This is a genomic window from Roseomonas sp. F4, assembly GCF_053891155.1.
Genome location: NZ_JBSSHK010000001.1, coordinates 1,350,740 through 1,373,891, shown reverse-complemented (window position 1 = coordinate 1,373,891; position 23,152 = coordinate 1,350,740). Strand labels below are relative to the sequence as shown.

The window sequence follows — 23,152 nt, the reverse complement described above, 5'->3', positions numbered from 1 at the left end:
GGGCGAAGCCCTTCCTGCCAGCCGGCATCAGGAGGTGGTGATGCCGGCCATCACGGGCCACGCCGCCCAGGCGGCGTGGCCGTTCTCGGGACCAGATCAGCCGATCCGGATCTGCTCGATCTCGGAGAAGCGCATCTGTTCGCCACCGAAGTTGATCACGCCGCCGAAGGTCGCTGGGTTGCCCTGGGCATCGGTGAAGGTGACGACATTGTTGCTGACATGCATCTGGAGGTTGGTGTTGCCCTCCAGGGTCAGGGCGGACTGGAGCTGGTGCAGGCTCATGCCGAGGATGTTCAGCGTGTCATTGCCCGTGCCACCATGGAACTGATCGTTGCCGTCGCCGGGCGCCCAGATGAAGCTGTCATTGCCCGCACCGCCGAAGGCCAGGTCGGTCGCGCCATCGCCCGCGCCGCCATCCATGAAGTCGTTGCCGTCTTCGCCCTGCAACTGGTCGGCGCCCGCCCCGCCATTCAAGGTGTCGTTGCCAGAGCCACCGAAGGCCAGGTCATCGCCGGCGCCGGTGTGGATGAAGTCGTTGCCGGCTTCGCCATAGGCCTGGTCGTTGCCGCCGCCGGTATTGACCGCGTCGTTGCCGCCGCCGGCGAAGATCACGTCGGCCTGCGGGGTGCCCTGAAGGCTGTCGTTGCCAGCGCCGCCCTGCTGGAAGGCCCCACCGACCACCTTGCTGAGATCGGCGTCGTCAATTTTTTGGCTGGACATCTGCGTCTTCCTCGAAGGTTTCAGTAACGGAACCCTAGAACGAGGCGCAGAACCGTGGAAGCCGAATCAACCTCTGGCGAAGATAGGCTCTTCCTATCACGGAGTATTCGCCACTCTGTCGATTTCTCAACTCGTTGCTGTTTCAGCAACACGCGGGATTTACGAAATTCGCGCAAAAGTACGCATCGAGAAATCATCACAACCGGAACGTGTGTTGCGTCGCAAAATTTCCCCCGCGACATCCGCGGCGGAAATTGTTAACAGGTTGTCCATGCAGCCGCGGCACCGGTCCTTCCTCCGGCCGGCATCAACGAGGCGCCATGACGCAGCACAGCCTTGGGCGGATCGCCGATCCAGTCCCGGACCGGACGAGCAGCCCCGACTGGGCGCGCGATGCGGGCGCGCAGCGGGTGTTCGACAAGCTCTTCGCCCCGGCCCGGCCGGACCAATGGCTGCGGGTGCTGGAGATCGGCGGCGGCGGTCGCTTCGCCGAACGGCTGCTGGCCCTGGCGCCCGCCGCACAGGGCTGGTGCTTCGAAACCTGGGAAGCCACCCGCGCCGCGGCCGCCAGCCGCCTCGCGCCGCTGATCGCCGGCCGGCGGCTCGACCTGCTGGCGCTGGACCCGATGCGGCCAGGGCTGATGGCCGAGACGCTGGAGGCGGCGGGCCAGGCGGGCCAGGTCGATGCGGTCTTCGCCATCGATGCGCTGTTGCAGGCCGATCTCAGCCTGTTGACCGCTTGCTGGCTGAATGCGGCGCTGATCCTGAAGCCGGGTGGCCGGCTGCTGATGACGCTCGCCGACCCCACCACCCCCAGCGGCTTCCAGAAAATCCTGCGCGACATCCGCCGCTTCCACCGCTTCCAGGGCCGGCCCTGCGACCGCTTTGGCTATGTCGCCACCGACATGGTGCGCGCCGTGCTGGATCGGCTGGGCTTCGTGGTCGATCTGCTGGAGCCCTGGTCGAACCATGAGGGCCGGCCGCCGCGTGATCTTTACCTTTCCGCCCACCTCGCCTTTCCCGAACGCGCCGTGGCGCTGCGCGCCGCACTGCAGCCGGCGGCCGAGCCGGCCGGCGCGCCGCTGTCCTATGCCGAGTGGTGGGACCGGCAGGCGCCGCGCGCCACCGCCGGCCACCCGACCCGCCCGCCGGCGCAGGCCCTGCTGGACCAGATCCTGGTGCCGGCCGAGGTCGAGACCTGGCGCCGGGCGGTGGAGATCGGCCCCGGCGATGCGCGCTACACGTCGGCGCTGCTGCGCGCCTGCCCGCGGCTGACACTCACCGTCTTCGATGTCAGCGACAAGGTGATGCGGGCGGCGGCCGCAAAACTCACCACGCCGGTGGCGGAAGGGCGGCTTGGCTTCCTGCCGATCGACCCGCTGCATCCCGACGCCATGCTGACTACCTTCGAGCGTGAACATCTGGCGCGGGAGGTGGATGCGGTGATCAGCATCGACGCGCTGATGCATGTCGATCTGCAATACCTGATCGCCTATTGGCTGAATGCGGCGCTGCTGCTGAAGCCGGGCGGCTGGCTGGTGTTCAGCGTGGCGGACCCGACCACGGCGGAAGGTTTTGAACGCCTCCTGGCCGACCTGCCCAACGCCGTCGCCGGGCCGGGCCAGGTCGGGCAGCGGCTGGAATATCTCAGCTACGGCCTGCTGCGCCCCCTGCTGGAACGCTTCGGCTTCGACGTGACCTATGCCGGTCACTGGACGGCGGATGCCGCGCCGGGCCGTGACCTGTTCATCGTCGCCCAGTTGATCCGGCCGGAGGCGGCCGAGGCCCTGCGCGGCCATCTCGGCACCGGCCTGGCCACGCCCCGCTTCAGCGGCGGCGCGGAGGAGCCGCCGGCGGAATTCACCCCGGAACCCCTGGCGGAGGAGGGCGGCGAACTGGCCCGCATCCTGGGCCAGGCGATATGGCGGCAATTGCAGCGCCAGGGCGTGCCCGGGCTGACCGCGGACGGACGGCCCAGCGGCTGGGCGGAGAACCGGCGGGACTATGTACGGCTGGGCCGGCAACTGCTGCGCGACCTTGCCGAGATGGGCATTACCCTTCACAAGACGCCGGCCCGGCGCGCCGGGCCAAACCCCGCCCGGTCCGGCCCATCCTCCCGCGACCTGTGAGGGTGCGGACCCCATCGAACCGGTAGGTATGAGCAGCACGGACGCCCCTTCCCTCCGCCAGGCCATGCAACTTCGGGCGGCCGGAGACCTGCCGGCCGCGGTCGCCGCGCTGCATGCGAGGGCGGCGGAGGACCCGCAGGCCGGCCACCTTCTGCTGCGCTACCTGTTCGAGTTGCAGGATTACGAGGCGCTGCAACAGGCGACGCAGGCAGCCCTGCATCGCCTGACCCCGGCGCGCGCCGCGCAGTCCGGCACCGCCGTCCTGGTCACCCTGCTGCATTTCGCCGAGCGCTGCTGCTTGCCGGCCGCCGAGATCGCGGCGGGGCTGGCGGCCAGCCAGGCGGCGGCGGAGGCAGACCCGGCGCTGATGTTCGCCTGGCGCGCCGTCCGCCAGCGCCAGGATTGGCGGGAGGCGCTGCCACGGCGCTTCGCCGGCGGGGCCGCCCTTCTCTCGCTCGGCCTGAACTGCCTGCCCTGGACCCTGCCGGCCCGCTGGGGGCTGCGGGAGATGGCGGATTTCGCGCCCCTCTTCGGCCCCTTCTCCCTGGCGGGCCACTCCATCCCTGGCGTCATCACGGCACTCGAAGGCGGCTTCGAGGCCTTCTGCGCGCCGGAGGCGGTGCGGGTGGTGAAGACCCAGCGCGGGCATGAGCTGGCGATGCGGGTCGACCGCTCGGCCAATTGGAACCACAATCGCGGCCCCTACTGGCTGGGGCAGGATCTGGTGCCGCTGCGCGCCGGGCTCGCCGCCAAGGGCGCACGTTTCGCCGCCGCCTGTCGCCGGCCGGATGCGGTGTTCCTGCTGGCCGGTTGCCAGGTGGAATATCCGGAGGAGCCGCTGGACTTCCTGCCCCGGCTGGACGCGGCGCTTGCCCGCTATACCGGGCGCGACGGCAACCGCATCATCATCACCAACCAGACCGCCCGCCGCCGACCGGCCGGGACGCGGGAAGTGGATGCGAGCACCAGCTTCCTCTACTGCCCCTACCCGACGCCGGATTATGTCTGGCACGATGACGACTATGCCGATAGCGAGGCCGGCCTGGCCTTCGAGCACGGCTATGTGGAGGCGCTGATGCATGCGCTGGCGCGCTGGGGCTTGGTGCGCGGGGCGGAGGCCGGCTGAGTGACGGCCACCACCACGCCGCCGCTGGATTTCACGCAGGAAGGGCCGCTCGTCCGGCAATTGCGCCAATCCTACCACGCCGAGGCCTATGCGGCGTTCCAGGCGCTGATGATGGAGGCCGCCGCGCGGGTCGAGGACCTTGCCGCGCCCAGCCAGTCGCATCTGATGTTCCTGCTGCGCTTCGGCGAACGCGCCTGCCTGCCGCCGCCGCTGATCCAGGACCTTCTGACGCGGCTGCGCGGCCGGGCGATGCAGGATGAGACGCTGAAGTCGGTCTGGCAGGCCGTGGCGCGGCGGCAGGTGTTCCGCACCCGGCTGCATGCGCTGCGGCGCGGCCCCCTGGCGCTGGTCTCGCTCGGGCTGCACTGCCTGCCCTGGACGCTGGTGAACCGCTGGGGCTTTCGCACCGCCGATCAGTTCGTCTCGCTGTTCAACCCCTTTTCCATGGCGGTTCACAAGGCGGCGACGGTGGCCGAGGCCATCGCCACCGATTTCGCCAGCTATGCCGACCCCGCGGACATGCGGGAGGCGCGGACCCCGCAGGGCCAGCGCATCGCCATGCGGCGCGATGGCGGCGCGGTGTGGAACCACAATCGCGGCGATTCCTGGCTGGCCGATGACCATGCCCGGCTGCGCGCCTCCCTGGCCGCCAAGGCCGAGGCTTTCCGCCAATCCTGCCGGGCGCCGGGGCTGGTCTTCCTGATGGGCGACTGCCGCATCGACGACCCGGCCGCCCCGATCCCCTTCCTCGACCCGCTGCGCGCCGCGCTGCGCGGCGTGACGGGGCTGCCCAATCCGCGGCTGATCCTGACCAGCCAGCGCCGCCGCGGCGGCCGTGACGACCTGACTTGGCTGGATGCCGACACCGCCCTGATCTCCGCGCCCTACCCGCATCCCCGCTATGTCTGGGCCGATGACGACCAGGCCGACAGCGCCGATGGCCTGGCCTTCGAGCATGGCTATGCGGTGGCGCTGCTGCGCTGCCTGGTGCGCTGGGACATGGCCGACCGCCCGGCCCGGACCGCCGCGTGACTCCCTTGCTGCCCGAAAGCCTTCTGGAGGCGACCGTGCTGCGCCATTGGCGCGGCGGGCAGCGCCAGGATGTGACGGGGCGGGACTTCTGGCAGCGGGTGACGGCACGCGCCGCCTGGGTGGCGGAACAGGCCCCGCCGGGGGCGCTGGTGCTGGTTGTGGCGGCGACGGGGGTGGAGGCGATGGCCCTGTTCCTCGGCATCGCCGCCGCCGGCCGGCTCGGCGCCTTCTTCCCGCCGGCCTCACCGATCCAGGACCAGCGGCATTTCTTCGACCAGCAGCGCGCCGCGCTGCGGGCCATCGACCCGGCAGCGATCTGCGTGCTGGACCCGGCGATGGCGGAGATGGTGGGCCGCATCGACCCGGCGCTGACACCGCGCGTGAAGCTGGCGCCGGCGGAGGCGAACGGCGATTCGGTGGCCGCCTTGGGCGCGCTGCGGGACAGGCTGGCCAGCGACGCGCCGTTGTTCGTGCAGCACAGCTCCGGCACCACCGGCATCAAGAAGGCCGTGGAGATCAGCGGCCGCATGCTGGCGGCGCAATTCCAGGCCTATTGGCCCGGCCTGAAGGCGGAGGTGGGGGCGGAGCGGCTCGCCATCGCCTCCTGGCTGCCGCTGTATCACGACATGGGGCTGATCGCGGGCTTCCTGCTGCCGATGCTGGGCGGCGATACGCTCTCGCTGATGAACCCTTTTGAATGGATCGGCGCGCCGGGCCGCTTCTTCGAGATGATCGCGGCGGATGGCTGCACCATCGCCTGGATGCCGAATTTCGCCTTTCGGCATTTCGTCCGGCTGCGGCGCGCGCTGAAGCCGGCGCGGCTGGAGACGATGCGGCTCTGGGTCGATTGCTCCGAGCCCTGCCGCCTGCAGGATGCGCGGGATTTCGAGGCGGCCTTCGCCGATTTCGGCGTGCGGCCCAACAGCGTGGTCGGCTGCTATGCCATGGCGGAGACGGTCTTCGCCGTCAGCCAGGGCCGCCCCGCCTCCCGCCTCGGCCTCGCCGTGCCGCCGGCCATCCCGCCGGGCACGCCAATGGCCGAAACCTCCGCGCGCCTTGTCACGAACGAAACCCCGGAAGGCCACCGGCTGGTGCTGTCCAGCGGCCACCCCCTGCCGGGGATGGAACTGGCGGTGTTCGACGGCGCGCGGCGCCTGCCGGAAGGCTTCTATGGCGAGATCGGGTTGCGCGGCGCCGGCCTCTTCGCCGGCTATCGCGGCCGCGACGCCGCATCCTCCGGCATCGGCGCGGATGGCTTCTTCCGCACGGGCGATCTCGGCGCGATGCTGGAAGGCCAGGTCTTCGTCTTCGGCCGCCTCAAGGAAATCATCATCGTCAACGGCAAGAACATCTTTGGCGGGGATGTGGAGGCGCTGCTTGGGGGCATTCCCGGTGTCCGCGCCGGCCGCGCCGTGGCCTTCGGCGTGGACAGCGACATGACCGGCAGCGAGGAGCTGGTGATCGTCGCCGAGCACGACGCCGCCGCCGGCGTGCCGGAAGCGGAATGCCGCGCCGCCATCAGCCGCCTCGTCACCGAGACCTTCCTGGTCAAGCCGCGCGATGTCCGCATCGTCGCGGAACGCTGGCTGGTGAAAAGCACCAGCGGCAAGATCAGCCGCGACGAGAACCGCCGCCGCTACCTCACCCAGTTCCGGGAGCAAAGCTGATGCCTGCCTTCACCCTCGCCGATCTCGAGGCCATTGCGCGGGAGGTGATCGGCGACCGCGACATCGCCCTGACGGCGGAGATGGCGGCGGCCGATGTGCCGGGCTGGGACAGCCTGAACCACACGCTGATCAGCGTGGAGATCGAGGGCCGCAGCGGCGCGGAGGTGGACGCCCAGCAACTGGCCGAATGCGCGACCTTCGGCGAGCTGGTTGCCTTCGTCGCCGCCCGCCAGCCGAACTGACCAGGATGTCATCGCCGGGCGCTCGACAGCGGCGCCAGGGCTCCCAACTTGCGGGGCAGGCAGGGAGAAAGATGACATGCGCTTCACAACTATCAGCCGGCGCGGTGCGCTTGGCGTGATTGGCGGCTTGGCCGTCGCCACCGGCGCCCGCGCCCATCACGGCTGGTCCTGGGCCGAGGGCGACCAGGGCACGCTGCGCGGCACGGTGCGGGAGGTCTATGTCGGCCCACCCCACCCGACCCTTCGCATCGAGGCGGAGGGGCAGATGTGGACGGTCGAGCTGGGCAATCCCAACCAGACCGCCCGCGCCGGCTTCACCGAAACCTCGCTCCGTCCGGGGCAGGAGGTGGTGGCGCTGGGCAACCGGTCCCGCGACAGTTCGGAACGCCGGTTGAAGGCGGTGCGGCTGACCGTCGGCAACCGCCGCTTCGACTTCTACCCCGAGCGAATCCAGGGCGGCTGACGCCGCTTGCTGGACCTGCTGGCGGCCTCCGCCCCCGCCGCGGCGCTGCGCGGCTCGGTGACGCTCTATCTGCTGGTCAATGCCGCGCATGTGCTCGGCATTGGGCTGCTGGTGGGCGCCATCGCGACGCTGGATCTGCGGCTGCTGGGGCTGTTTCGGGCTTCGGCGCTGGGGCAGTTGGCGCCGCCGCTGGTGCGCGTGGCGGCGACCGGGCTGGGGCTGGCGGCGGTGACCGGCCTCGCCTTGTTCAGCACGCGGCCCGCCACCTATCTGGAAAATCCGGCCTTCCTGGCGAAGCTGGCGCTTCTGGCCCTGGCCTTGGCCAATCTGGCGCTGCTGCATGCCGGGCGGCCCTGGCGCGAGGCTTTGGCAGACGGCCCGGTGGGGACGCGGCTGCGGCTGGCGGCGGCGGTATCGTTGGCGGCCTGGCTCGGCGCGCTGCTGGCGGGACGCTGGATCGGATTCCTGCAATAATCGCCGCATCAGGCGGAGATTCGGGATGGACGGACGTGTGGTGGCGGTGGCGGCTTCGTCCGGCCATGAATTCTCCAAGCCGGTCATGCCGCGGATCACGCTGCTGGCGGGCCTCGGCGTGGAGGGTGACGCGCATTGCGGCGTCACGGTGAAGCACCGGTCCCGCGTCAAGGCGAACCCGAACCAGCCGAACCTGCGGCAGGTCCATCTGATCCCAGCCGAGCGGCTGGACTCCCTGACAGCGCAGGGCTTTGGCGTCGCCCCCGGCGCGCTGGGCGAGAATGTGACGACCGAGGGCCTCGACCTCTTCGCCCTACCGCGCGGCACCCGGCTGCATCTGGGCGCGACGGTGGTGGTGGAGGTGACCGGCCTGCGCAACCCCTGCCACCAGCTCGACAGTTTTCAGAAGGGCCTGATGAAGGCGACACTGGAACGCACGCCGGACGGGGCGCTGCTGCTGCGAGCCGGGATCATGGCGGTGGTGATCGAGGGCGGCGAGCTGGCGGCGGGGGATGCGGTCCGGGTGGTGCTGCCGGCTGAGCCGCATCTGGCGCTGGAGCGGGTGTGAGCCGGCTGGTCGCCTTTGCCGGGCTTCCGGGCACCGGCAAATCCACCCTCTCCCGCGCACTTGCGCAGGCGTTTGCCGCCGTCTGGCTCCGCATCGACCATCTCGAACAGGCCATGCGCGATGGCGGCATCACCGAGGTCGGGCCGGCTGGCTACATGGCGGGCTATGCGGTGGCGCGCGCGAACCTGTCGCTCGGCCTGTCGGTGGTGGCTGATTCGGTGAATCCGCTGCGGATCACCAGGGATGCCTGGCGCGATGTGGCGGGGGCGACCGGCGCCGACTTCATCGAGGTGGAGGTGGTCTGCACCGACCCCGCCGAGCATCGCCGCCGCGTCGAAACCCGCCAGATCGACATCCCCGGCCTGGTGCCTCCGGACTGGCCGGCAGTGCAGCGACGGGCCTACGAGGCCTGGGACCGGCCGCCGCTGCGGATCGACACCGCGGGGCGAAGCATCGACGCCTCGCTGGCGGAACTGCGCGCGGCGCTGGGCTGACACCCCTTCCCCTTTCGCCCAAGCACCAGCATATTCCCCGACGAATGGGAACATTGCCGGAACTTTTCCGCGACTGGTTCGCCGCGCGTGGCTGGTCGCCGCGGCCGCATCAGTTGGCGCTGCTCGATGCCGTGCAGGGCGGGTCCAGCGCCCTGCTGGTGGCACCGACCGGTGGCGGCAAGACCCTGGCCGGCTTCCTGCCCTCCCTCGTCGACCTGCACCAGAATCCGCGCGAGGGTCTTCACACCCTCTATATCTCGCCGCTCAAGGCGCTGGCCGTCGATATCGCCCGCAACCTGACCGCCCCGGTCGAGGCCATGGGCCTGTCCATCCGCATCGAGACCCGCACGGGCGACACCCCCGCCAATCGTCGCGCCCGGCAGCGGGTGGACCCGCCGAATTTCCTGCTGACGACACCCGAAAGCCTGGCGCTGCTGCTGACCCTGCCGGATGCGCCCGAGATGTTTGGCGGGCTGCATGCGATCGTGGTGGACGAAATCCACGCCCTGGCCGGCAGCAAGCGCGGCGACCAATTGGCGCTGGGCCTATCGCGTCTGGCGACGCTGGCGCCGGAGGCCCGGCGTATCGGCCTGTCCGCCACCGTGGCGCATCCGGGACCGCTGCGCGCCTATCTCTCCCCCACCGGCCTCCCCGGCGACGTGGCGCTGGTGCAGGGCGCGCCCGGGGCGCCGCCGAGCCTCGACATCCTGCTGCCGGAAGGCCGCCTGCCCTGGGGCGGGCATATGGGGCTGGCCTCGATGCCGGAGGTCTATCGCCGCATCCGCGGCGCCGGCGTCACCATCGTCTTCGTCAATACCCGCGCCCAGGCGGAGCTGTGCTTCCAGGCACTCTGGCGGCTGAACGACGACAATCTGCCCATTGGCCTGCATCACGGCTCGCTCACCGTGGAACAGCGCCGCAAGGTGGAGGCGGCGATGGCCGATGGCCGGCTGCGCGCGGTGGTGGCGACCGCCTCGCTGGACCTCGGCATCGACTGGGGTGCGGTGGACCAGGTGGTGCAGGTCGGCGCGCCCAAGGGCGTTTCGCGCCTTTTGCAGCGCATCGGCCGCGCCAATCACCGGATGGATGAGGCGAGCCAGGCGGTGCTGGTGCCCGCCAACCGTTTTGAGGTCATCGAATGCGTCGCCGCCCGCCAGGCCATCGACGCCCATGAGTTGGATGGCGACCCGCCGCGCGAGGGTGGCCTCGACGTGCTCTGCCAGCACATTCTGGCCTGCGCGGTCGCAGGCCCCTTCCACCCGGATGACCTGTACGCCGAAATCCTGCGCGCCGCGCCCTATGCGAAGCTGACCCGCAAGGATTTCGACGACGCCCTGCGCTTCGTCGAAGACGGCGGCTATGCCCTTCAATCCTATGACCGTTTCCGGCGCCTGTTCCGCGACTCCGAAGGCCTGATCCACATCCGCGGCCCCGCAGCCGCGCGCCAGCTCCGGATGAACCTCGGCACCATCGTCGAGACGCCATTGCTGAAAGTGCGGCTACGGGGCGGGCCGGTGCTGGGGGAGGTGGAGGAATGGTTCGTCTCCACCCTCAGCCCCGGCGACTGCTTCATCTTCGCCGGACAGTTGCTGCGCTTCGAGGGGCTGGACGCACTGGCCTGTTTAGTCTCCCGCGGTGGGGAGGGCGAGCCGCGCGTGCCCGCCTATGCCGGCAGCCGCATGCCGCTGACCACCCATCTCGCCGCCCGGGTGCGCGGCATCCTGCATGATCCGGCTGCCTGGGCCGCTTTGCCGGACTCGGTGCGCGAATGGCTGCGGTTGCAACAGCACGCCTCCATCATGCCGCCGCGCGATGGGCTGCTGGTGGAGACCTTCCCACGTGGCGAACGCTGGTTCCTGGTGGCCTATTGCTTCGAGGGGCGGCTGGCGCATCAGTCGCTCGGCATGCTGGTGACCAAGCGCATGGAACACCTCGGCATGGCGCCGCTGGGCTATCTCGCCACGGACTACGTCCTCGCCGCCTGGTGCGCCTTCGAACCCCAGGGCATCGAGCGCCTGTTCGAGGAGGACATTCTGGGCGAGGAGCTGGAGGAGTGGATGGCCGAGAGCAGCATGCTCCGCCGCACCTTCCGGAATATCGCCACCATTGCCGGGCTGATCGAAAAGAACCACCCGGGGCAGGAGAAGTCGGGCCGCGCGATGACGATGAATGCCGATCTGATCTACGACGTGCTGCGCCGGCACGAACCTGACCATATCCTGCTGCGCGCCACGCGGCGGGAGGCCTCCGCCGGGCTGACCGATGTGGCGCGCATCGCGCTGATCCTGGCCCGTGCCCGCGCCGGCGGCATCCGCCACATGGCCCTGCCCCGCCCCTCCCCGCTTTCGGTGCCGGCGCTGATCGAGGAAGGCCGCGAATGGGTGGCCGGGGGCGCGGAGGATGCGCTGTTGGCGGAGGCGGCGGCCCTGGTCGCGGATGCCACCGATGGCGCCGAGATCTTTGGGGAATTGCTGGCCGAGGTGACCGAATCCATCCCGCCGCGCGGCGACCGCGACCGTGTTCGCCGCCCCCGGGACGCCAAACGCCGGAACAGCCGCTTCATCCGCAGCGCGCCGAAGAACTACGGGGCCCCGAAGTGACCGCCGCCGCCCCCGTCCATATCGCCGGCCAGCGCCTGATGCTGGACCCGGCCGGCTTCCTGGTCTGGCCTGCCGAAAAACTGCTGGCCGTCGCCGATCTGCATCTGGAAAAGGGCAGCAGCTTCGCCGCCGCCGGCCGCTTTGTGCCGCCCTATGACACGCGCGAAACGCTGGAACGGCTGGCGCTGGGCCTGCGCCGATGGAAGCCCCGCCGTCTGGTTCTGCTGGGCGACAGTTTCCATGACCGGCATGGCTGCGCCCGGCTGCCGCCGGCCGATTGCGCAGCGCTGACCCGGATGCTGGCGGCGCTGGAGGAGGTGGTCTGGGTGCTCGGCAACCACGATCCGGAACCCCCGGTGGGTCTTGCCGGCATCGCGGCAGAGGAATGGCGCCTCGGCCCCTTCACTTTTCGGCACATCGCCCAGCCCACCGCCATGGGTCGGCCGGTGCCCCCAGGCGAGATTTCGGGACATTTCCATCCCAAGGCGAGCATGCCGACGCGGGCCGGATCGGTGACTCGGCCCTGCTTCATGACCGATGGGCGGCGGATGATGCTGCCGGCCTTCGGCGCCTATACCGGCGGGCTCGACCTCCGCGACCCGGCCATTGCAGGGCTATTCCCGCGCGGCGGGCGGGCCTTCCTGCTGGGGCCAGACCGGCTCTACAGCTTTCCGACCGGACCGCTCCGGATGCTGGCGCGGCTTGCCGAAACGACGAACGCGCCGCCCCCGTAAGGGGACGGCGCGCTGCGCCATCAGGCCGAAAGGGCCGAAATCACGGCCACATCAGCTGGTCGACAGCGTGGATCACGCCGTTGCTGGCCACGATATCGGCCGCGACCACACGCGCCGGCTGCGCGTTGATGTTGGCGCCCGCGGCGCCGAAGCCGGCGATCTGCTGCGCCGGGGCCGGGTTTCGGATCAGCACGCCCTCGGCGCTGCCATTGATGGAGATATCGGCGCCGTTGCGGGTGCGCAGGCGACGGTCCGTGCCCATCAGTTCCGAGGCGCGGAAGGCGCCGGGGACGATGTGGTAGTTGATCAACGCCGCAAGGCGGGCGCGGTCCACGGTTTCCTGGCTGCCGCCACCGGTGCCCGTCAGCTGCTGCAGCAGATTGGCCGGCGCGCTGAAGAAGGCGGCGTCCGTGGGGGCGAAGACCGTCATCGGCTGGGCCGAACGGAATTCCTCAACCAGCGCGGCGCGGGAAATCAGGTCCAGGAAGCGGGAGAAGCGCGGGTCGGCGGCCATGGTGTCGGCCAGGGTGCGGGTCGGCGGCACGGTCTGGGCACGCAGGATGGCCGGGGCGGCGATGGCGCCGGTTGCGGCCAGGGTGCCGATCAGGAAGCCGCGGCGCATCGTTTGGGTCTGGATCATGGGGCATGTCCTCTGCTGTGGCCCGCTTGCGCCATCCGCCGAAGCGGGGCCGGCACATTGCGGTCGGGGGTTGAACGCGGCGTCTCAGGATTGGTTCGCCGGCTGTTGCACCCGTGATGGCTGCCTTCTGGACGGAATGCCCCTACATGGAGGGAATGACCGAGACTTCGCTGCTGTGGTTCCGACAGGACCTGCGCCTGACCGACCATCCCGCCCTGACCGCCGCCCTGGCGGAGGGGCGATCCGTATTGCCGGTATTCATCCTGGACGAGGACGCCGCCGGCCCGCATCGCCTGGGCGGCGCGGCGCGCTGGTGGCTGCGCGCGAGCCTGACCTCCCTGCGCGAGGCCCTGGCGGCGCGGGGCGCCACGCTGCTGCTGGCGCGCGGCCGGGCGGAAACCGTGCTGCCGGCGCTGGCCCAGGCCGTGGGCGCCCGCCAGGTCCATGCCGGCCGCGCCTACGAACCCTGGGCCCGGGCGCAGAGCCAACGGGTGCATGAGGCTCTGGGGGGTGTCGGCGCCGGTCTGGCGCTGCACACCACGACGATCCTGCGGGAACCGCACCTCGTCACCTCCGGCAGCGGCAAGCCCTATGCCGTCTACAGCCCCTTCGCCAAGGCGATCTTCGCGCTCGGCGAGCCGGCCGAGCCCCTGCCGGCCCCCGCGCGCATCCCCTGCCCCGCTTTGCCCGTGGCCGGCGAGGCGCTGGAGGAGCTGCGGCTGTATCCCGTGCCGGGAGAGCCCGACTGGGCCGCTGAATTCGGCGCCCATTGGCAGCCGGGCGAGGCGGGTGCCGCCGCGCGGCTGGCCCGTTTCACGGCCCAGGCGCTGGACCGCTATGATACCGAACGCAACCTGCCGGGCCGCGACAGCTCCTCCGGCCTCTCGCCGCATCTGCGCTGGGGCGAGATCTCACCCGGCCAGGTCTGGCATGCGGCGCGCGGCGCCAAGGCGGGGGCGAAGGGGACCGAGACCTTCCTGAAGGAAATCCTCTGGCGCGAATTCGCCTATCACCTGCTGTGGCACCGCCCCGAAATGCCGGAGGCGCCACTGCGCGACGAATTCTCCCGCTTTCCCTGGCAGCCGGATGCGAAGCTGCTGGCGGCCTGGCAGCAGGGCCGCACCGGCTATCCCATCGTCGATGCGGGCATGCGCCAGCTCTGGCGCAGCGGCTGGATGCACAACCGGGTGCGGATGATCGTGGCCAGCCTGCTGGTCAAGCACCTGATGCAGCCCTGGCAGGACGGCGCCGCCTGGTTCTGGGACACGCTGGTGGATGCCGACCTCGCCTCCAACAGCGCCTCCTGGCAATGGGTGGCGGGCTGCGGCACGGATGCGGCGCCCTATTTCCGGGTCTTCAACCCGATGCTCCAGGGCGAGAAGTTCGACCCGGACGGCGCCTTCGTCCGCCGCTGGGTGCCGGAGCTGGCGAAGCTGCCGGATGCCTATGTGCACAAGCCCTGGGAGGCACCGCCCGAGATCCTCGCGGCCGCGGGGGTGCGGCTGGGCCAGAACTATCCCCGCCCGGTGATCGACCATGCGGAAGGCCGCGCCCGGGCGCTCGCGGCCTTCGAGGCGCTGCGCGCATGATGCAGCGCCCCGAACATCTGTGGCGCGGCTTCGCCGGGCTGCGCGTGGTGGCCGATGTGCATGGCGATGCGGCGGCCTTCATCCATGCGGTGGAAGGCGCGCTGGCGGCGGATATGTTCGTCCTCCAGCTCGGCGATCTGGTCGATCACGGGCCGGACAATCCGGAGGTGTTGCGCCGGATGTTCGCGCTGATCGATGCGGGCCAGGGCCTGTTCCTGCTGGGCAATCACGACCACAAGCTGCGCCGGGCGCTGACCGGCACGCAGCTGCGCATCCAGGCCGATGGGCTGGGCAAGACCCTGGCGCAGCTGGACGCGGCGCCGGATGGTGATGTGCTGAAGGCGCGCGCGATCCATGAAATCGGCCGCGCCCCAGCCTGGATCCGCGATGGCGGGCGCATCTTCGTCCATGGCGGCTACCACCCCGGCATGCTGCACAGCGCGCCGCCGCCCGATGCCGGGGCGCAGAAGGCCCAGGGCCTGGTGACGCGGGCGCTGTTCGGCCAGGTGACGGGACGCATGCGCCAGGATGGCTTCCCCGACCGGGTGCATGACTGGGTGGACAAGATTCCGGCCGACGTCACCGTGGTCTGCGGCCATGACCGGCGCAGCCTGGATGGGCGCCCCTTCGTCGCCGAGGGCGCGCTGGGTGGCCGCTGCATCTTTCTCGACTGCGGCGCCGGCAAGGGCGGGCATCTGGCCTGGATCGACCTGCCCTCCTGGGCGTAATTTTTCATGCCCTCAGTCGTGCCGTAGGCACGCCAAAGGCGTGACGGGCGCCGCCTCCGGCGGCTTGGCTTCGCGGCATAGGCCGCGGCGGCCGTTCGGCCACTCGGCGCTTCGCGCCGCCATTACCGGAACCGCGCCAGGGTTCCGCATTCCCCGGGCGGGGGTCTATCCTGACGGTTCAGGAGAACGCGCCATGACCGATCTGCCCGCTTCCGTCGAAATCCGTGAGGAAGGCCCGCGTGAGGGCTTCCAGATCGAGCCCGGCCCCATCGCCACGGATCGCAAGGTGGCGCTGGTGGATGCGCTCTCGGCCACCGGACTGCACCACATCCAGGTCTGCTCCTTCGTCTCGCCGAAGCTGGTGCCGGGCTGGGCGGATGCGGAGCAGGTGGTGGCCGGCTTCGCGCCGAAGCCGGGCGTGACCTACACCGCGCTGTGGTTCAACGCGGCCGGGCTGAACCGGGCGCTGGCTTTTCGGGACCGGCTGAAGGTGGAGGGTGCCGTCACCGTCGTGGCGTCCGAGGCCTTCAGCCTGAAGAACCTGAACCGTGACCGGGCCAAGAACCTGGAGGCGCAGCGCGCCAATGTCACCGCGCATCTGGCCGCCGGCGTCGCGGTGCCGCGCATCAGCGTGCAGGCGGCCTTCGGCTGCAACTATTCGGGCGATGTGCCACCCGCCAAGGTGATCGAGGCCCTGACCGACGCCTTCGCCATCGGTGCCGAACAGGGGCTTACGCTGACCGAGGCGACGCTGGCCGACACGATGGGCTGGGCGACGCCGGCGCGGATCGAGCGGGTGATCGGCGAGGTCCGCGCCCGCTGGCCGGATCTGTCCATCATCCTGCATCTGCACGACACCCGCGGCCTGGGCATCGCCAATGCCCATGCCGGGCTGCGGCTCGGGGTTTCCCGCTTCGACACCACCGTGGGCGGTCTCGGCGGCTGCCCCTTCGCGGGCCAGCCCGGCGCGCCGGGCAATATCGCGACGGAGGAACTGGCCCTTTTGTGTGAGGAGATGGGCATCGCCACCGGCATCGACCTCGACGCCCTGGTCGAGGCCGGCCGACTGGCGGAGGAGGTGGTCGGCCGACGCCTGCCGAGCACCCTGCTGCGCAGCGGCGGCCTCGCGCACTTCCGCAAGGCCGCCTGATCGACGTTACGCCGCGCGCACCGACTTCGGCAGGGCAAAACTGTCCATGCCGATCGGGGCGACGCAGTCGCTCAGCAGCCGCCCGTAACCCTCGATCCGGTCCGGCAGGCCGAGCATGCGCAGGCAGGCCCAGAAGCAGGACTGGTTGCTGGTGACCACCGGCTTGCCGAGATCCGCCTCGATCTGCGCGATCACGTCGAAGGTCGGCACATTGGTGCAGGAGAGGAAGATCGCCTCCGCCTCGGGCCGGTCGCAGGCCCGCGCCATGCGGTACAGGTGCTCGGGCGGCACGCGGCCGATGCCGCGCCGTTCCTCCTGCGTCTCCCCCATGCCGAGGCCGTGCAGCGAGGTCACCTCAAAGCCGTAATCGGCCAGGAAGCGGCGCTCCGCCTCATTGACGAAATCGACGTAGGGCGTGGCGACCGCCACCCGCCTCACCCCCAGCGCCCGCAGCGCCGCGACGACGCTGCCAGAGGTGGCGATGGCCGGCACGCCGGTGCGCTGATGCAGATCCGCCACGATGTCCTGCAGCGAGCAGACGAAGGAGCCGGAGGTGCAGCCATAGGCCACCACATCCACCTCCGCCGTCGCCAGGTCATCCGCCGCCTGCTTCACCGCCTCCGCCATGCGGATGTAGCTGTCCTCGGTCATCTTGCCGAGCAGCGTGGCGCGGGCGGTGTGGATGGTGACGCCCTTCGGCGCCAGCCGCCAGAATTCCGGCTCGTTGATCGTGTTGGTGGACGGCACGATCAGCCCGATCTTCCCGCGCCAGCCATAGGGACGGTAGTCGGCGACCGCCTTCATGCCTCCAGCTCCACGGTGGCGAGACGCGTTGCGGCATCGACGCCGAAGGCCACCGCATTCTCCCAGATCTGCGCGCCCTTCTCCGCCGTCGCGCCGGTCGGGTCGCCCTGGATGCCGGAGGGCGAGTAGTCGGAGATATCGGTGAACAGCATGATCGAGGACTTGCCGATCGACACCTTGCCGGAGGAGACGGTCTTCATCCCCTCGGCAAAATCCTTCAGCGGGCCGGGCGCCGCGGCGCGGTCCATGAAGACCAGTTCCGGCGAGATATGCAGCGCCACGCTGGTCACCATCTCCCCGCCATGGCCGGTCGGGGCCTGCTTCGCCGCATAGGTGACGCCGCCGACGTCGCGCATGACGGAGAAGATGTCGAGCACCGCGCCGGTGGCCCCGTGATTGGCGCGCAGGAAGCGGCAGACGGATTCCAGCGGGCCGAGGCTGCCGGCATGGATGTTGATGAACAGGAAGTGCCGGAAGCCCTGGCTGGCCAGGCCGTCACAGACCTGGGTCAGATAGGCCTCGATCGTCGCCATCTCGGCGGAGCAGGTGCCGGGATAGTCGAGGAACATGTGGGAGTAGTTGAAGGGCACGATCGGCACGCTGGCGAAGCCGGCGCGCTCCGCCACCTCCACCGCATATTGCTCGCACATGCGCAGCTCCGTCCCCATGGCGAGGTGTGGGCCGTAGCATTCAACGGCGCCGATGGGGATCAGGACGGTGTCCTTGTTTTCGAGATAGGCGGCGACATCGGCATAGGGAACGCGGTCGGTGCGCATGTGTGATGGCTTCTCTTGCTGTCGTTGTCGTTCAGAACACCGCTTGTCTCAGCGGTTCCACGGCCGCACGCCCCAGAGCGTGCGGTGGGTGTCATCCGCCGCCTTCAGATAGGCGACGTAATCGGCGGAATTCAGGTAGCGCAGCGGCTGGAAGGCGCGCTCGCTGGTAGCCTGGAATTCCGGATTGGCGACCACGCGCGCCACGGCGGCGGACAGCCGCGCGACCACATCGGCCGGCAGGCCCTTCGGCCCGCCAACGCCACGCAGGCTGCCGCCGCGCAGGTCGTAGCCGGATTCCTTCAGCGTCGGCACATCGGGCGCCATCGGATGCCGGCTTTCCGACATCACGCCCAGCGTGCGCCAGGGCTGTGCGCGCGCGAAGGTCAGCGCCTCGCCGAGATTGGCGGTGGCCACCGTGATCTCCTTGCGCAGCAAGGCGAGCGCGGCGGGTGCGGCGCCGGCATAGGCCACCGGCTCGAAGCTGATGCCCGCCGCCTGTTCCAGCAGCAGCGTCGAGATATGGCCAGCGGAGCCGACCCCCTGGGTGCTGACGGTGACGCGCCCCGGCTCCCGCTTCGCCGCTTCCACCAGGTCGGCGATGCTGCGGATCGGGCTGTCCGGATGCACCGACAGCGTGGCGGGGTCTTCCACCACGCCGGCGATGAAGGTGAAGCTGTCCATGCTCCAGCCCGGATTGCGCTCGATCGGGATGGTGACGATGCCGGGGGTGTTGATGATGCCGATGGTGTAGCCATCCGGCGCGCTGTTCGCGACGGCGGACAGGCCGATGGCACCACCGGCGCCGCCGCGGTTCTGCACCACGAAGGGCTGGCCCAGATCGCGTTCCAGATACTGCGCCATGACGCGGGCGGAGATGTCCGTGCCGCCACCGGCCGCGAAGGGCACGATGATGGTCACGGGCCGTTCCGGCCAGGCAGCCTGCGCGAGGCGGGGAGTGGCCAGCAGGCCGAGGCTGGCGCCGAGGGCGGCGCGACGGGTCAGGATCATGTCGGCAAACCTTCTCAGCGGTTCCAGGGGGTTGCGGCGAAGAGGCTGCGCAGCTCGGCTTCCATGCCGCGCAGCAGCGCTTCGTATTCCGCGCCCTTGACGTAGCGGATGACCTGCGTCGCCTGGGTCATGGCGGCGCGGTATTCGGGGTCGGCCATCACCGCATCAAGCGCGGTGGTGATGGCGGCGATGGTCTCGGGCGGCGTGCCACGCGGCGCGCCCAGCCCGCGCAGCGACCCGGTCTGCACCGGGATGCCAGCCTCCGCGAAGGTCGGGATATCGGGGTGGGAGGCCATGCGGGACGGGCCCATCACGCCGAGGATGCGCCAATTGCCGCCGGCGCCGGCGAAGCCGATGGCCTCCCCGAAATTGGCGGTGGCGACTTCGATCTGCTGACCGGCAAGCGCGGTGGCGACGGCGGCCGAGCCATTGAAGGGCACGTGCGTGCCGCTGATGCCGGCGGATCGGCCCACCAGCAGCATGGCGATATGCCCGGCGGAGCCGACGCCCGCGGTGCCATAGGTCAGCATCCCCGGCCGCGCCTTGGCGCTCGCCACCAGCTCCGAGATCGAGCGGATCGGGCTGCTGCTGTGGACGGAGAGCGTGCCGGGATCATCGACGATGTTCGCGATCGGCACGAAGCTGTCGAGCCGGAAGCGGGCGCTGCGCTCGATCGGAATGGTCAGGACATTGGGTGTGTTCAGGATGACCAGCGTATGGCCATCCGGCGCGGAATCGGCGACCGCCGACATGCCGATCTCGCCGCCCGCGCCGGCGCGGTTCTGCACCACCACGGGGCGGCCGCCGGTATGGCGTTCCAGGAAGCGGCCCAGCAGCCGCGCGGTCAGGTCGGTGCCGCCGCCGGGGCCGAAGGGCACCACGATCTGCACCGGTCGTTCGGGCCAGGCGGCGCGCGCCGGCATGGCGGCCAGCAAGGCCAGTGACGTGAAGGCAGCGGCCAAACCCGCCAGGCAGGATCGTCGCGACATGGGCGGTCCCCGTCTCAATCTCGGTTCCAGCCGTGGCTGCCCGCAGGCAGATAGCGTCCCTTGCGCATGGCCCGGCTCTGACGGTCGGTGCATGTGGCGCGCAAGTGGCATACCACCGGCACGCCGATTTGTGCAATGTGCTTCCGCGCAGTCATGCGACACTGCGCCATCATCGCGAATCATCTGAGGACTCCCGCTTGGACCCGATTACCGCCGCCCCCAAGGGACTTGCCGATGCGGTGCATGAGCGGCTGCTGGATATGCTGGAAACGCGCCGGCTGCCGGCCGACACCGCCGTGGCGGAACGCCGCCTGGCCACCGAGCTCGGCGTCTCCCGCACCCCGTTGCGGGAGGCCCTGCGGAGACTGGAAGGCGAGGGCTGGCTCGGCCGGCGTTCCGACGGCACGCTGGCCGTCCGCCGCCTGGATGTGGAGGAGATGCTGGAGGTATTGCAGGTCCGCAAGCTGCTGGAGGTGGAGGCCGCCGCCACTGCCGCCGGCCGCATCGACCCCGCCGCCATCGCCGAGCTGCGTGCCCGCGTCGCCGCCTTGGCCGCGACGCGGGAGCCCCGCAGCCCGGAGCGGGAGGCGGTGGACCTCGCGCTGCATCGCCTGATCGGGGAGGCCTGCGGCAACCGCACCTTGGCCAGCACCATCGCCGATCTCCGCCGCCGCACCTTCCTGTTTGCCACGCGCCGCCTGCCGGAACGGCTGGAGCCGGTCTGCGCCGAACACCTGGCGATCCTGGAAGCGCTGGAGACCGGCGACCGGGACGGCGCCCGGGCGGCCATGGGTACGCATATCGACAACACCCGCGCCGGCATCCTGCGCCGGCTGGCGGAAACCTGAGGACAGCACAGGCATGATCGAGGAGAGGCTGGTCGTCGCCCTGGGCGCCGCGACCTACAGCGTGGAGCGCCCCTGGGCGCTGGATGGCGCCACCTATCGCGGCGGGCGCATCACCGATGTGGCAGTGGACAGCCAGGACGGCGCGCATGTGCTGGTGCGCTACGACCGCTATGCCGACCCCACGGGCCTGCCGGTGATCGTCGTCGTCGCGCCCGATGGCACGGTGCGGCGGGAGCTGGTGCTGCCGGAGGTGAGCGACGGCCACGGCATCGCCATCGGCCCGCGCGACGAGATCCTGCTGACCGACCGCGACCGGCACGAAATCCGCATCATGGACCCGCAGGGCAACACCACGCTGCGGCTGGGTCAGCGCAATGGGCCGGGCAAGCCCTTCAGCCACCCGACCGGCGCGGCCATCCATCCGAATGGCTATATCTTCGTCAGTGACGGCTACGGCAATTCCCTCGTGCATCGCTTTTCCGCGCGGGGCGAATTGCTGCGGAGCTGGGGCGAACCGGGCGCCGGCCCGGGCCAGTTCACCACGCCGCATGACCTCGCCTTCGGCATCAAGGGCGAGGTGATCGTCTGCGACCGCGAGAACAACCGCATCCAGGCCTTCGACATCGACGGCAAATTCCTGTGGGAAGCTGGGGACCTGTACCACCCGATGGGCATCGTGGTGGACCCGGAGGGGCGCATCCTGGTCAGCGACCAGATCCCGCGCCTGTCGATGTTCTCGCCGGAGGGCCGGCTGATCGGCCGCTGCCGGCCGGTGCTGAATGCCGGGCATGGCTTGGCGCGCGATGGCGCGGGGCGCATCCTGCTGGCCGAGATCCGCGACAACTGGCTGACCCGCCTGGTGCCGACCGATGCATGAGTTGGTCATCCGCAACGGCACGGTGGTGACCGCGAGCGACATGTTCGGTGCCGATATCGGCGTGGATGGCGGCGTGATCACCGCCCTCGCCCCGCGCCTGTCGGGCCATACGGAGATCGAGGCGCGCGGCAGGCTGGTGATCCCCGGCGGCATCGACAGCCATTGCCATGCTGAGCAGTCGATGAGCGGCGGCGTGGTGAATGCGGATGACCTGTTCACCGCCACACGCTCCGCCGCCTGTGGCGGCACCACCAGCGTCATCTGCTTCGCGCTGCAGCCACGCGAGGGCACGCTGGCGGATATCGTGCCGCGCTATACCGAACGCGCAAAGCGCTGCGCCGTGGACTACGCCTTTCATCTCTGGGTGACGAACCCCACGGACCAGGTGCTGCACAGCGAATTGCCGGCTCTGATCGCGGCGGGGCATCGCTCCGTGAAGGTCTTCATGACGGGGAAGACGAACTGGCTCGATGATCTGGCGCTGCTGCGGGTTCTGGCCGTGGCGCGCGAGCATGGCGCGCTGGTGACGGTGCATGCGGAGAACTGGGGCATCCACCAGTTCCTGGGCGAGCGCCTCAAGGCCGGCGGCTTCCACCACCCAAAGTACCAGGCGGTGCTGAAGCCGGCGATCGGGGAGCGGGAGGCGGTGCATCGCATGGCCAGCCTGGCGGAGCTGGTGGATACGCCGATCCAGATCTTCCATGTCAGCGCGCCGGAGGCCGCCGCCGAGATCGAGGCCGCGCAGCGCCGCGGCGCCCGCGTGCATGGCGAAACCTGCGTGCAGTATCTTGCCTTGTCCGCCGCCGACCTGAACCGCCCGGGATTCGAAGCGGCCAAATATGTCTTCGGTCCCGCGCCCCGCGCGGCTGCCGACCGCCATGCGCTGTGGGATTATCTGCGGCGCGGCGTGCTGGATGTCGTCACCTCCGACCACGCGCCGGTGAATTTCGATGCGGCGGACGGCAAGAAGCGCTGGGGGGAGGACGCCTCTGTGGACCAGATCCCCAACGGCATTCCGGGCGTCGAGACGCGGATGTCGCTGCTTTGGTCGGAAGGCGTGGCGACCGGGCGCATCACGCCGTCGCAATTCGTGGCGCTGACCTCCACCAATGCGGCGCGCACCTTCGGCCTCGGCCCGCGCAAGGGCCACATCGCCATCGGCGCGGATGCGGACCTCGTGGTCTGGGACCCGGAGCGGCAGGACCGCGTGACCAATGCGAAGCTGCACCACGCGGTGGACTACACGCCCTATGAGGGCATGGTCCTGACCGGCTGGGCGGAGACAACCCTGCTGCGCGGCCAGGTGGTGTTCCATCAGGGGCGGTATCTGGGGCATGAAGGCCAGGGGCGCTGGCTGGCGCGGAACCGCTATGACTGGTTGAAGCCCACCGGCCATTTCCCCTCGGGCTACGACCCCTTCGGGCAGGTCGTGACCCATCCGGATTTGCAGTAGAGAGCGCGATTCAGACCTTTGGTGCCTTCGCCCCTTCGGTC

23 protein-coding genes are annotated in these 23,152 nt (G+C 70.2%); 17 read left to right on the top strand and 6 right to left on the bottom strand.

What is annotated here, in order from left to right; genetic code table 11:
• Nucleotides 1–96: 96 nt before the first annotated feature.
• Complete coding sequence (locus ACVFYP_RS06690; protein ID WP_499199344.1) at nucleotides 97–720, bottom strand: calcium-binding protein; 624 nt, start codon at nucleotides 718–720, stop codon at nucleotides 97–99.
• A gap of 320 nt (nucleotides 721–1,040) precedes the next feature.
• Here ACVFYP_RS06690 and ACVFYP_RS06685 point away from each other — a divergent pair, with 320 nt between their 5' ends.
• From ACVFYP_RS06685 to pdeM, 11 genes are all read left to right on the top strand, one after another.
• Nucleotides 1,041–2,849, top strand: coding sequence for a methyltransferase (locus ACVFYP_RS06685; RefSeq protein WP_499199343.1), 1,809 nt, complete (start codon nucleotides 1,041–1,043; stop codon nucleotides 2,847–2,849).
• A 28-nt stretch (nucleotides 2,850–2,877) separates the two neighbouring features.
• Nucleotides 2,878–3,975 carry a hypothetical protein gene (locus ACVFYP_RS06680; protein WP_499199342.1) on the top strand — a complete coding sequence of 366 codons (1,098 nt, stop codon included), beginning with the start codon at nucleotides 2,878–2,880 and terminating at the stop codon, nucleotides 3,973–3,975.
• A complete protein-coding gene (locus ACVFYP_RS06675) occupies nucleotides 3,976–5,007 on the top strand; it encodes a hypothetical protein (RefSeq protein ID WP_499199341.1) in 1,032 nt (343 codons plus the stop codon). It abuts the gene before it with no gap.
• Entirely contained in the window at nucleotides 5,004–6,674 is a 1,671-nt protein-coding gene (locus ACVFYP_RS06670; RefSeq protein ID WP_499199340.1) for an AMP-binding protein, read from the top strand. Before ACVFYP_RS06675 ends, ACVFYP_RS06670 begins: the two co-directional genes overlap by 4 nt.
• On the top strand, nucleotides 6,674–6,916 hold the full coding sequence (locus ACVFYP_RS06665; RefSeq protein ID WP_499199339.1) for an acyl carrier protein: 243 nt from the start codon (nucleotides 6,674–6,676) through the stop codon (nucleotides 6,914–6,916). The genes ACVFYP_RS06670 and ACVFYP_RS06665 overlap by 1 nt, the downstream gene beginning before the upstream one ends.
• A 76-nt stretch (nucleotides 6,917–6,992) precedes the next feature.
• On the top strand, nucleotides 6,993–7,379 hold the full coding sequence (locus ACVFYP_RS06660; RefSeq protein ID WP_499199338.1) for a DUF6152 family protein: 387 nt from the start codon (nucleotides 6,993–6,995) through the stop codon (nucleotides 7,377–7,379).
• 6 nt (nucleotides 7,380–7,385) lie between these two features.
• The gene (locus ACVFYP_RS06655) at nucleotides 7,386–7,853 is read left to right on the top strand and encodes a DUF2214 domain-containing protein (RefSeq protein WP_499199337.1); all 468 of its coding nucleotides are present in this window, start codon (nucleotides 7,386–7,388) and stop codon (nucleotides 7,851–7,853) included.
• Between the two features lie 25 nt (nucleotides 7,854–7,878).
• Nucleotides 7,879–8,421 (top strand): MOSC domain-containing protein, encoded by a 543-nt coding sequence (locus ACVFYP_RS06650; RefSeq protein ID WP_499199336.1) that lies wholly within the window; start codon nucleotides 7,879–7,881, stop codon nucleotides 8,419–8,421.
• Complete coding sequence (locus ACVFYP_RS06645) at nucleotides 8,418–8,915, top strand: P-loop nucleotide/nucleoside kinase family protein (RefSeq protein WP_499199335.1); 498 nt, start codon at nucleotides 8,418–8,420, stop codon at nucleotides 8,913–8,915. Before ACVFYP_RS06650 ends, ACVFYP_RS06645 begins: the two co-directional genes overlap by 4 nt.
• A 44-nt stretch (nucleotides 8,916–8,959) precedes the next feature.
• Nucleotides 8,960–11,515 (top strand): ligase-associated DNA damage response DEXH box helicase, encoded by a 2,556-nt coding sequence (locus ACVFYP_RS06640; protein WP_499199334.1) that lies wholly within the window; start codon nucleotides 8,960–8,962, stop codon nucleotides 11,513–11,515.
• Nucleotides 11,512–12,249 carry a ligase-associated DNA damage response endonuclease PdeM gene (pdeM, locus tag ACVFYP_RS06635; protein ID WP_499199333.1) on the top strand — a complete coding sequence of 246 codons (738 nt, stop codon included), beginning with the start codon at nucleotides 11,512–11,514 and terminating at the stop codon, nucleotides 12,247–12,249. The genes ACVFYP_RS06640 and pdeM overlap by 4 nt, the downstream gene beginning before the upstream one ends.
• Nucleotides 12,250–12,289: 40 nt before the next feature.
• Here pdeM and ACVFYP_RS06630 read toward each other — a convergent pair whose 3' ends face one another.
• On the bottom strand, nucleotides 12,290–12,889 hold the full coding sequence (locus tag ACVFYP_RS06630) for a fasciclin domain-containing protein (protein WP_499199332.1): 600 nt from the start codon (nucleotides 12,887–12,889) through the stop codon (nucleotides 12,290–12,292).
• Nucleotides 12,890–13,044: 155 nt separating this feature from the next.
• On the opposite strand from ACVFYP_RS06630, the gene ACVFYP_RS06625 reads away from it, so the two are divergent.
• The 3 genes from ACVFYP_RS06625 to ACVFYP_RS06615 all read left to right on the top strand — a co-directional run bounded on the left by ACVFYP_RS06625 (nucleotide 13,045) and on the right by ACVFYP_RS06615 (nucleotide 16,356).
• Nucleotides 13,045–14,478 carry a cryptochrome/photolyase family protein gene (locus ACVFYP_RS06625; RefSeq protein ID WP_499199331.1) on the top strand — a complete coding sequence of 478 codons (1,434 nt, stop codon included), beginning with the start codon at nucleotides 13,045–13,047 and terminating at the stop codon, nucleotides 14,476–14,478.
• Nucleotides 14,475–15,206 carry a metallophosphoesterase gene (locus ACVFYP_RS06620; protein WP_499199330.1) on the top strand — a complete coding sequence of 244 codons (732 nt, stop codon included), beginning with the start codon at nucleotides 14,475–14,477 and terminating at the stop codon, nucleotides 15,204–15,206. Before ACVFYP_RS06625 ends, ACVFYP_RS06620 begins: the two co-directional genes overlap by 4 nt.
• A gap of 193 nt (nucleotides 15,207–15,399) precedes the next feature.
• Nucleotides 15,400–16,356 carry a hydroxymethylglutaryl-CoA lyase gene (locus tag ACVFYP_RS06615; RefSeq protein ID WP_499199329.1) on the top strand — a complete coding sequence of 319 codons (957 nt, stop codon included), beginning with the start codon at nucleotides 15,400–15,402 and terminating at the stop codon, nucleotides 16,354–16,356.
• A 6-nt stretch (nucleotides 16,357–16,362) separates the two neighbouring features.
• On the opposite strand, the gene ACVFYP_RS06610 is transcribed toward ACVFYP_RS06615, so the two are convergent.
• From ACVFYP_RS06610 to ACVFYP_RS06595, 4 genes are read right to left on the bottom strand one after another with little or no spacing between them, the layout of a single operon-like run.
• Nucleotides 16,363–17,160, bottom strand: coding sequence for a maleate cis-trans isomerase family protein (locus ACVFYP_RS06610; protein ID WP_499199328.1), 798 nt, complete (start codon nucleotides 17,158–17,160; stop codon nucleotides 16,363–16,365).
• The gene (locus tag ACVFYP_RS06605) at nucleotides 17,157–17,936 is read right to left on the bottom strand and encodes a creatininase family protein (protein WP_499199327.1); all 780 of its coding nucleotides are present in this window, start codon (nucleotides 17,934–17,936) and stop codon (nucleotides 17,157–17,159) included. Before ACVFYP_RS06605 ends, ACVFYP_RS06610 begins: the two co-directional genes overlap by 4 nt.
• 48 nt (nucleotides 17,937–17,984) lie before the next feature.
• Entirely contained in the window at nucleotides 17,985–18,944 is a 960-nt protein-coding gene (locus ACVFYP_RS06600) for a Bug family tripartite tricarboxylate transporter substrate binding protein (protein ID WP_499199326.1), read from the bottom strand.
• A 14-nt stretch (nucleotides 18,945–18,958) separates the two neighbouring features.
• Complete coding sequence (locus tag ACVFYP_RS06595) at nucleotides 18,959–19,933, bottom strand: Bug family tripartite tricarboxylate transporter substrate binding protein (RefSeq protein WP_499199325.1); 975 nt, start codon at nucleotides 19,931–19,933, stop codon at nucleotides 18,959–18,961.
• A gap of 197 nt (nucleotides 19,934–20,130) precedes the next feature.
• Between ACVFYP_RS06595 and ACVFYP_RS06590 the strand changes: the two genes are divergently transcribed.
• Genes ACVFYP_RS06590 through hydA form a run of 3 tightly spaced genes read left to right on the top strand, consistent with a single transcriptional unit; the run spans nucleotide 20,131 to nucleotide 23,111 of the window.
• Nucleotides 20,131–20,781, top strand: coding sequence for a GntR family transcriptional regulator (locus tag ACVFYP_RS06590; protein WP_499199324.1), 651 nt, complete (start codon nucleotides 20,131–20,133; stop codon nucleotides 20,779–20,781).
• 13 nt (nucleotides 20,782–20,794) lie between these two features.
• Complete coding sequence (locus ACVFYP_RS06585) at nucleotides 20,795–21,658, top strand: 6-bladed beta-propeller (protein ID WP_499199323.1); 864 nt, start codon at nucleotides 20,795–20,797, stop codon at nucleotides 21,656–21,658.
• On the top strand, nucleotides 21,651–23,111 hold the full coding sequence (hydA, locus tag ACVFYP_RS06580; RefSeq protein WP_499199322.1) for a dihydropyrimidinase: 1,461 nt from the start codon (nucleotides 21,651–21,653) through the stop codon (nucleotides 23,109–23,111). Before ACVFYP_RS06585 ends, hydA begins: the two co-directional genes overlap by 8 nt.
• Nucleotides 23,112–23,152 lie beyond the last annotated feature (41 nt).

Coding starts and splice junctions, on each gene's coding strand:
- ACVFYP_RS06640 (WP_499199334.1), top strand. CDS start 8,960: ATGGGAACATTGCCGGAACTTTTCCGCGACTGGTTCGCCGCGCGTGGC.
- ACVFYP_RS06585 (WP_499199323.1), top strand. CDS start 20,795: ATGATCGAGGAGAGGCTGGTCGTCGCCCTGGGCGCCGCGACCTACAGC.
- ACVFYP_RS06615 (WP_499199329.1), top strand. CDS start 15,400: ATGACCGATCTGCCCGCTTCCGTCGAAATCCGTGAGGAAGGCCCGCGT.
- hydA (WP_499199322.1), top strand. CDS start 21,651: ATGCATGAGTTGGTCATCCGCAACGGCACGGTGGTGACCGCGAGCGAC.
- ACVFYP_RS06680 (WP_499199342.1), top strand. CDS start 2,878: ATGAGCAGCACGGACGCCCCTTCCCTCCGCCAGGCCATGCAACTTCGG.
- ACVFYP_RS06620 (WP_499199330.1), top strand. CDS start 14,475: ATGATGCAGCGCCCCGAACATCTGTGGCGCGGCTTCGCCGGGCTGCGC.
- ACVFYP_RS06630 (WP_499199332.1), bottom strand. CDS start 12,889: ATGATCCAGACCCAAACGATGCGCCGCGGCTTCCTGATCGGCACCCTG.
- ACVFYP_RS06595 (WP_499199325.1), bottom strand. CDS start 19,933: ATGTCGCGACGATCCTGCCTGGCGGGTTTGGCCGCTGCCTTCACGTCA.
- ACVFYP_RS06610 (WP_499199328.1), bottom strand. CDS start 17,160: ATGAAGGCGGTCGCCGACTACCGTCCCTATGGCTGGCGCGGGAAGATC.
- ACVFYP_RS06650 (WP_499199336.1), top strand. CDS start 7,879: ATGGACGGACGTGTGGTGGCGGTGGCGGCTTCGTCCGGCCATGAATTC.
- ACVFYP_RS06625 (WP_499199331.1), top strand. CDS start 13,045: ATGACCGAGACTTCGCTGCTGTGGTTCCGACAGGACCTGCGCCTGACC.
- ACVFYP_RS06660 (WP_499199338.1), top strand. CDS start 6,993: ATGCGCTTCACAACTATCAGCCGGCGCGGTGCGCTTGGCGTGATTGGC.
- ACVFYP_RS06600 (WP_499199326.1), bottom strand. CDS start 18,944: ATGATCCTGACCCGTCGCGCCGCCCTCGGCGCCAGCCTCGGCCTGCTG.
- ACVFYP_RS06665 (WP_499199339.1), top strand. CDS start 6,674: ATGCCTGCCTTCACCCTCGCCGATCTCGAGGCCATTGCGCGGGAGGTG.
- ACVFYP_RS06690 (WP_499199344.1), bottom strand. CDS start 720: ATGTCCAGCCAAAAAATTGACGACGCCGATCTCAGCAAGGTGGTCGGT.
- ACVFYP_RS06685 (WP_499199343.1), top strand. CDS start 1,041: ATGACGCAGCACAGCCTTGGGCGGATCGCCGATCCAGTCCCGGACCGG.
- ACVFYP_RS06605 (WP_499199327.1), bottom strand. CDS start 17,936: ATGCGCACCGACCGCGTTCCCTATGCCGATGTCGCCGCCTATCTCGAA.